Below are 8,072 nucleotides of genomic sequence, written 5' to 3'. Positions count from 1 at the left end.
ATTAAAAGTCCGCTGCTCTACCAACTGAGCTAACGACCCGTATCGTTTTGATGTCGCGTATTTTAGCAAGTTATTCAACTAACACAAGAGGTAAATCAAAAACATTTGCATGATTGCCTATAAAAAGCACGATTTCCTCTTGTTTAGCTAAAAAATGAACTAAAAACGGTATTTATATGCCTGAATATTGTCAAAAATTTCAGTTGTGACATCACAATAACTGTTCGTACCAGGTAATAAAGCGAGTAAACGTTCAGAAGTTTTGCTTGGATTAAACGAATCTTCCTTCAATTTATTCTTTTGATATTTAAAAGTACCTGTTGTTTCAACTTTAGCTTGCACACGTAAAAACACGGGTACTGCATAAGCAGGAAGGCATTTTTTAAATATAGTGACCATTTCGGTTAAGTCAGACTCATTTAGCTCAGCGCCATCAGCAAGTGTGATTGCTGCCATACCAGCACGACCATTGGTATTTGGGATTTCTACCCCATAAACCACCGCTTCAGCGATCTTGTCATATTCACAAACCATGTTCTCAACTTCAGTAGTAGATACATTTTCGCCTTTCCAGCGGAAGGTATCGCCTAAGCGGTCAACAAACTGAGCATGACGGAAACCAATATTACGAACAAGGTCACCCGTGTTGAAATATGAGTCACCTTTTTTAAAGACATCTTTCATAATCACAGATTTATTCTTTTCTGGATCTGTATAGCCGTCAAAAGGTGAGCGGCTGGTAATTTTACCCACTAGCAAACCAATTTCACCTGCTTTAACTTTTTTACACCAGCCCTTTTTATCACGGACAGGTTCATTTTTCTCTTTATCAAACTCAATAATGGCATATGGCGTAGGAGAGAAGCCTACTGTGTTGTCAAAGTTAAAAATATTACTAAACCCGACATTGCCTTCACTTGATGCATAAAGCTCAAGAACTTCTTGCACACCAAAACGTTGTTTGAACTTATCCCAAATGTTTGGACGCATGCCATTACCGATCATTTTGGTTACGCGGTGGGCACGGTCAATTTTTGTAGGAGGGGCATCCATTAAGTAACGGCAAAGCTCTCCTACATAGCCAATTGCAGAGGCATTAAATTTCTGAACATCTTTCCAGAACGCGCTGGTTGAATATTTACGTCGAATTGCAAGGGTAGAACTTCCCGCAATCACACCACACCAGCAAACTACGACACCTGTTGCATGGTAAAGCGGTAAAGTTACATACATCACATCATCTGGGCCAAGGTTTAAAATGTGACCATAGGTGCCATAGGCAAGTGTCCAGCGACTATGTTTGAAAATAACAGCCTTTGGTAAGCCTGTTGTGCCCGAAGTATAAATATAAAACAGGCCATCATTTCCATGAACAGATTGCGTAGTCGATGGGTTAAATTTTGGAAATTGATCAATTTCTATTGCAAGATTGGCATAACCTTGAGGTGCTGTTCCCACATTTTGACGTGTAGCCTGATCTGCAAACCAATGAAAACGGTCTTTAGGAACATTTAAGTCCTGACGAATTTCATCAATTACAGCTCGAACTTCTTCACCTGCAATTACAGCAATTGGTTTTACAAGATTGATACTATGAGCGAGGACCTTACCTACTTGAGAGGTATTAACAAGTGCAATCGTTACCCCAATTTTAGCTAAACCTACAATCGTGGCAATAAGTTCAGAACGGTTCTCAACCATTACGGCAATCACGTCGCCTTTTTGTGCGCCAAGAGATAGATAATAGTGAGAAATCTGGTTAGCCCATTCGTTTAAAGCTTCATATGAATAACGTTGATCTTCAAATAATAAAGCAATGCCTTGCGGATTTCGCTTAACAGCTTTTTCAAAAGCTACACCTAATCCCGTTGGTGTATTTGCTGTTCTTAAGTAAGCCTGTTTAAGACCATTCAGGATATGGGGTACTTTGGGGATGAAGCTAGGAAGTCTTGTTGCAACATCACCAAGCGTAATGATATCGGTCTGTGTTGTCTGGCTCATATCAATCCTATTTATTTTTCGATCAATCCAAAAAAGGTTGCGTTGGCAAAAGTACAGTGTTTTTCATGGTTCACCATGCTTTTAAAACTTTTCTTCTAGTGCAATCAACCTAATTGGTTAAAAATAACAAAAAAAACCTAGTCATCGAAATGACTAGGTTTGTTTAAATTAGCTGCAATTGAGCAAATGATTTACTCAGCTACAGGATTTGCTTTCTTTGGTGGACGACCACGAGGGCGACGAGGAGGACGACTTGGTTTGTCCTGATCTGCCTTAGAATCGTCTGATTCAACTTCTGTAGTAGCTTCTGTTGGTGCTACAGCCTGTTCTGCGGCAGCTTTTGCTCTTGCAGATGCTTTAGGCTGTTTAACAACAGGAGCTTCAACTACAGTTGTCGCTGGTGTTTCTTCTACGCTTGTTTCACTTTGAGCTACTTCAGCCACTTGATCAAGCTCAAGCGGTTGTTGTTTTGACTCAACAGATGCTTGTGTTTCAGCAGCAGCAGCAACAACCGTTTCTTCAACAGCTGGAGCTACAGGTGCAGCTTCTTCTGGTGCAGCGTGTTGTTGTTTAACTTGCTCAAAAGCTTGTTCAGCAGCAAGTTTTGCTAAACGACGACGCTCACGTGGATCATTAGCAACACGTGGTGTTTGCTCTTTTTGTGGCGTCAATGCTAGTACAGGCGCAGGCTCTGCTTCTTGTGATGGCTTGTTGCTTGGAAGCTCTGCATCACGAGTAACAGGCTTTTTGTCTTCAGCATCAGACACGACTTCTGTTGCTAGCGTACTAGCGTACTGTTCAGCAAACTTCTGCAATGCACGATTGAATGTTGGAACTAAACCAAACTGTTCAATCAATACTGTGCAGTCTTCACCATAAACATGACGAATCAAGCTACCAATCGTATATTGCGCCAACGTTGGAATTTGCGATGGGGCAATAGATGGTACCGCAGCTTTAGCACGTTTCGCGTTGCGTTGTTCACGGCGACGCATACGAGGGTCATTGCTCGCACGTTGAATTTGCGGTTGAGCTTTGTTGTCTGCAGGAGGAGTCGTCGTTTCTTCTGCTTTAGCAGGGACTGCTTCTTCTACAACTGCAACAGGTGCTGGAGCTGGCTCTTGAGCGACTTCAACAACAGGTACTGTTTCAGTGCGTTCAACAGGTTGCTCTGGAGTCAAAGCAATAATTTCGCTTTGTGCCTGATCAACATTGATTACTAAGGCTGTATTCATGACTTCATGCTTTGGAGCATCAATCAAATCAACCTTAATTTGTTTCTCATCAACAACTACTGGTGCCGCCGGTGCATTTTGATTTTCATTCAATACATTTGGATCGCGGTGGCGATTTGGACGGTTCGGACGTTGTTGATTATTACGGTCACGACGCGGCACGGCATTTTCAGTTTGTTGTCCATCATTTTGATGTTGTTGATGTGACTGATCTGGGTGCTGACGTTTTTGTTGACGTTTTAACTCACGTTGTTCTTGACGTGATAACTGTACAACTTCTTCATGAACCTGTTGTGGTTGTTGCTGTTGTTGTGGCTCTTGAGCATGGTGATGTTGTTCACGTTGCTCTTTGTGCTTACGTTTTTTGTTGTTTGGACGTTGTTGTACTTTATCGTCTTTTTCAACATTTTCACGAACTTCCTGTTTAGCAGGAGACTGTGAAATGTAAGCATTATTAGATGGAGCCGCAGCAGTTTCAGCAACTGGCGGTACTGCAACTTGTCCAAATTGGCCACGGCTTACAGCGCCAGTATTGACCATTTGTTCAATTGTCGCAGCAGCATTTTGTGCTGAACGAGATTGATCAATAGTTTTAGCTTGTTTTTGAACAAAAAGGTTCTCTAACCATGCAAGAGGGCTTGCTGCTTTTTGAGTGCTTGGCTGAGCAGCAGAAGGTTGAGCTGCTTGATTTGCTTTCTTTTGACCAGCTGCGTTATTTGCAGCAGGAGCTGCATGAGCATGGCCATGATCAGCTTCTTCTAAATGCCATTCAGAAGATTCATAACCTAACTCTTTCTCACTTGAACGAGTTGCTTCAGTACGCTCATAGCTAGATGGTGCAAATCCATCTGGATTGTACTGAATTTCATAGTGAGGTGTTTCTAAGTGCGGGTGAGGTAAAACAGTTACTCGAACACCAGAAGTTTGTTCTAAATAAACAAGGCTATGGCGTTTTTCGTTGAGTAAGAATGCTGCAATTTCAACAGGAACTTCTACTTGTACTTCACCATGACGTTCACGAAGTGCAATTTCTTCTACTTTACGCATAATTGAAAGCGAAAGTGAACGTAAGTCACGCACCATACCCGTGCCATGACAGCGTGGGCAAACATATCCAGTTGCTTCTTCAAGTGATGGGCGTAAGCGTTGACGGCTCATTTCCATTAAGCCAAAGCGAGAGAGTTGGCCAAACTGGATACGTGCACGGTCGCTTTGTGTTGCTTCACGAAGTTTTGCTTCAACCATACGTTGGTTGCGTTCTTTAGTCATATCGATGAAGTCGATAACGACTAAACCGCCAATGTCACGAAGACGAAGTTGGCGAGCAATTTCTTCCGCTGCTTCTAGGTTTGTGTTAAGTGCAGTTTCTTCAACGTCATGTCCACGAGTTGATTTCGCAGAGTTAATGTCGATTGAAACTAAAGCTTCAGTCTGGTCAATTACAATAGAACCACCAGAAGGAAGTTTTACTTCACGCTCGTAAGCAGTTTGAATTTGGCTTTCAATACCAAAATGAGCAAACAACGGCTCGTTTAAAGTATAAGTTTTAAGTTTATCTAATTGACGTGGCATAACTGCTTTAACAAAGTTATACGCTTCGTTATAAGCTTGTTCGCTATCAATTAAAATTTCTGCAACGTCATCACGCAAGTAATCGCGGATAGCACGAGTAACTACGCCAGCTTCTTGGTGAACAAGCATTGGAGACGGACCAGAACTTGCAGTGCCTTGGATTTGTGCCCAAAGGTCAAGCAAATGCTGTAAATCTAACTGTAATTCTTCTTGAGTACGGCCAATACCTGCGGTACGCACAATAACACTCATGCCGCGAGGTAAATTTAAAGAAGCTAAAATTTCTTTTAATTCTTCACGTACAGAACCTGAAATTTGACGGCTAATACCACCGCCTTTCGGGTTGTTTGGCATAAGAACCAAATAACGTCCTGCAAGTGAGATGAATGTAGAAAGGGCAGCGCCTTTGTTACCACGTTCTTCTTTTTCAACCTGAACAAGTAATTCAGTACCTTCAGTGATGAGTTCACGAATGTTTGAAGTTTGTCGCGGGTCTGCTTGGAAATAACTATTCGCAATTTCGCGCATAGACAAGAAGCCTTGACGGCCTGCGCCATATTCAACAAACACAGCTTCTAAAGAAGGTTCTACGCGGGTTACATGGCCTTTATAGATATTGGATTTTTTCTGTTCTCGGGTACGATTTTCTAAATCAAAATCGTAAAGACGATTACCAGTGATAAGTGCAACGCGGACTTCTTCTGCGTGAGTTGCATTAATCAACATACGTTTCATGGGTGTGACACCTAATAGTGACCCACACAAACATATCGCACAAACTTAAAGGTTCTGAACGAACATCGAACATGACGGATCATTTCCCAGATCTCAAAATATTTGTGGTCTGAGTCATCTGTTACCGGCTACATTTAGCCTTAACTTCGATTCTCGTCTGTGATGTAGGCAATACTGCTTCAACCTTTAAATCGGACTTCCTTAGTGCTTCACTGGCGGGTGAGCGGTACATTGGTTAATGACTTTCACTGTCATTGAGCGCGAAGTGACTTCTTTTTGGAAGTTTGATACGGAATGTTCATCGTATCGGTGCTTTCGGCAGTTCCAATGCATCAACGCTTTAGCCTGAAGGCAACATTAAGGAGCGATTTGTCTGATGTGTATCAGTTTACGTTCCATAACCAACTAGAGTTGGTAACATATTTTTTTGAACAAACTGAATTAAACGCAACAGTTTGTCATTTTGCCGATATAATAAGCCTTCGGCGTCGGCATAATTCTTTAGGACCTATCCGAGCTGATGGTGAAAGCATCATTTTGATTGAAGTTTCAATCAGGGAAATTCCCTATTAGATGTTCACTTACGGCGGTATCCGTGCGCTGACTATATCAAACCTTGCAGCATCTGCCTATGGGCTAAGCTTAGATTTCTTGTGAAAAAACTAAGCTAAACGGTCATTTATTAATCAAATTTAGCAAAATTTCAGGTTTAAATATTAGTATGAATTCTACACAGCAATGGCAAAGTGTCACTTGGTTTGAGGTGGATGAACATCAAGCAGGACAGCGAATTGATAATTTCCTGTTCTCGCGTTTAAAAGGTGTACCTAAAAGTCGTATTTATCGTTTGATTCGTGAAAGTCAGGTTCGAGTAAATAAAAAACGTGTAAAAGCTGAGACTAAACTTGAGATTGGCGACCAGATTCGCGTTGCTCCAATTCGTTACGAACAAAAAGACGAAACAGCCGCTCCTGTCAGTGACAGTGTGGCACAAGGCCTATTAAGCCGTGTGGTCTATGAAGATGAAGGTTTGTTAGTTGTAAATAAACCATCAGGTATTGCTGTCCATGGTGGTAGTGGTATGGCATATGGTTTGATTGAAGCACTACGTGCAGCGACAGGCAAAAAATATTTAGAACTTATTCATCGTATTGACCGTGATACTTCTGGTCTGGTCATGATTAGTAAAAAACGTAGCACTTTAAAACAACTACAAGATATGTTGCGTGAGCACAAAATTCGTAAAACCTATGCAGCGATTGTTAAAGGGCAAGTGAGCTTAGATAAACAGCTGATTGATGCACCTTTATTGAGATATGAGCTGGCAAATGGCGAGCGTCGTGTACGTGTGACTAAAGATGGTAAACCAAGTAAAACCGAATGGGTTGTAGCAGAGCGCTTTAAAAATGCGACTCTAGTTCATGCATCACCTTTATCTGGCCGTACTCATCAGATTCGTGTGCACGGTTTAAGCATTGGACACCCTTTGATTGGTGACGATAAATATGGACACACGACTGAGTACACTGGCCCTGAAGCACGTCGTCTATGTTTACATGCGATGCGTTTAGATATTCCTGGTTATCCACCGATTGAAGCACCTTTACCAGAAGACATGACCCAGTTATTAAAGGCTTTGAGAGTGGCAAAATGAGTCTAAAAACCGAATTAGTTATTTTCGACTGGGATGGGACTTTATATAACTCTGTTGGACAGATTGTTGCTAGCTTGCAACATGCCGCAGAACAACATGAATTGCCTTTAACAGATGAAGCAGCAAAAAGCATTATTGGTTTAGGTTTGCCCGAAGTTATGCAAACCCTATTTCCAGAAGCGCCTGAGTTACATGACTCAATTTTAAAAGCATATGGCGATCACTATATTGCAAACTCTACAAATGATGCATGGTTCGATGGTATTGCTGAGCTACTACATGATTTAAAAGCGCAAGGTTTAAAACTTGCAGTCGCAACGGGTAAAAACCGTCGTGGGCTAGATCGTGTAATCGCAAAAACCCAGAGTACTCATCTTTTTGATGTGACTCGAGCAGCCAATGAAACCAGATCGAAACCAGATCCACTCATGTTGCAAGAAATCTTAACAGTCACTGGAGTGAGTGTTGAGCGTGCAGTAATGATTGGTGATAGTAGCTATGATCTTGAGATGGCTCAGCGGTTAAACATGCCACGAATTGGTGTGGGCTATGGTGTGCATTCGATCGAAGTTCTACAACAGTTCCAGCCTTTAACGATTGCCAAAGATGTACCTGAGCTGCACAACTTTTTAAGAGAATATGCAAAGTTATCTACGGTAGATGTTGCATAATTTAGAATAATACAAGAAGGGGGAATTTATTCCCTCTTATTGTATGTCTAATAACAATAAGAAGAGAAAAATGAGTCGTTCTATTCGTCTATTAAATCTTTTACAACAACTTCGAGAAGCCCGTTATCCAATTACTGCACAAGTTCTCGCTGAACGTATGGGAATTAGTGCCCGAAGTGTCTATCGCGATATCGATAGCTTACG

The 8,072-nt window shown here is 41.6% G+C and carries 5 protein-coding genes; 3 read left to right on the top strand and 2 right to left on the bottom strand.

Annotated elements, in window-relative coordinates:
- Positions 1-159: 159 nt before the first annotated feature.
- Entirely contained in the window at positions 160-2,001 is a 1,842-nt protein-coding gene (locus UC75_RS14040) for a long-chain-acyl-CoA synthetase (RefSeq protein WP_049837947.1), read from the bottom strand.
- 191 nt (positions 2,002-2,192) lie between these two features.
- Positions 2,193-5,543: an Rne/Rng family ribonuclease gene (locus UC75_RS14035; RefSeq protein ID WP_049837946.1), complete on the bottom strand. Its 3,351-nt coding sequence runs from the start codon at positions 5,541-5,543 to the stop codon at positions 2,193-2,195.
- A 721-nt stretch (positions 5,544-6,264) separates the two neighbouring features.
- Between UC75_RS14035 and UC75_RS14030 the strand changes: the two genes are divergently transcribed.
- From UC75_RS14030 to UC75_RS21790, 3 genes are all read left to right on the top strand, one after another.
- On the top strand, positions 6,265-7,197 hold the full coding sequence (locus UC75_RS14030; protein ID WP_004794885.1) for an RluA family pseudouridine synthase: 933 nt from the start codon (positions 6,265-6,267) through the stop codon (positions 7,195-7,197).
- Positions 7,194-7,868, top strand: coding sequence for an HAD-IA family hydrolase (locus UC75_RS14025; protein ID WP_005302013.1), 675 nt, complete (start codon positions 7,194-7,196; stop codon positions 7,866-7,868). The genes UC75_RS14030 and UC75_RS14025 overlap by 4 nt, the downstream gene beginning before the upstream one ends.
- A 70-nt stretch (positions 7,869-7,938) precedes the next feature.
- A partial coding sequence (locus tag UC75_RS21790) for an HTH domain-containing protein (protein WP_228137398.1) occupies positions 7,939-8,072 on the top strand: 134 nt, incomplete at its 3' end.

The sequence above is a fragment of the Acinetobacter sp. V2 genome (assembly GCF_001188385.1).
In the GTDB taxonomy this organism is placed as follows: Bacteria; Pseudomonadota; Gammaproteobacteria; order Pseudomonadales; family Moraxellaceae; genus Acinetobacter; species Acinetobacter oleivorans.
Note: the sequence above shows the minus strand (reverse complement) of the source record. Positions and strands in the feature narration are given on the sequence as shown.

Coding starts and splice junctions, on each gene's coding strand:
- UC75_RS14035 (WP_049837946.1), bottom strand. CDS start 5,543: ATGAAACGTATGTTGATTAATGCAACTCACGCAGAAGAAGTCCGCGTT.
- UC75_RS14040 (WP_049837947.1), bottom strand. CDS start 2,001: ATGAGCCAGACAACACAGACCGATATCATTACGCTTGGTGATGTTGCA.
- UC75_RS14025 (WP_005302013.1), top strand. CDS start 7,194: ATGAGTCTAAAAACCGAATTAGTTATTTTCGACTGGGATGGGACTTTA.
- UC75_RS14030 (WP_004794885.1), top strand. CDS start 6,265: ATGAATTCTACACAGCAATGGCAAAGTGTCACTTGGTTTGAGGTGGAT.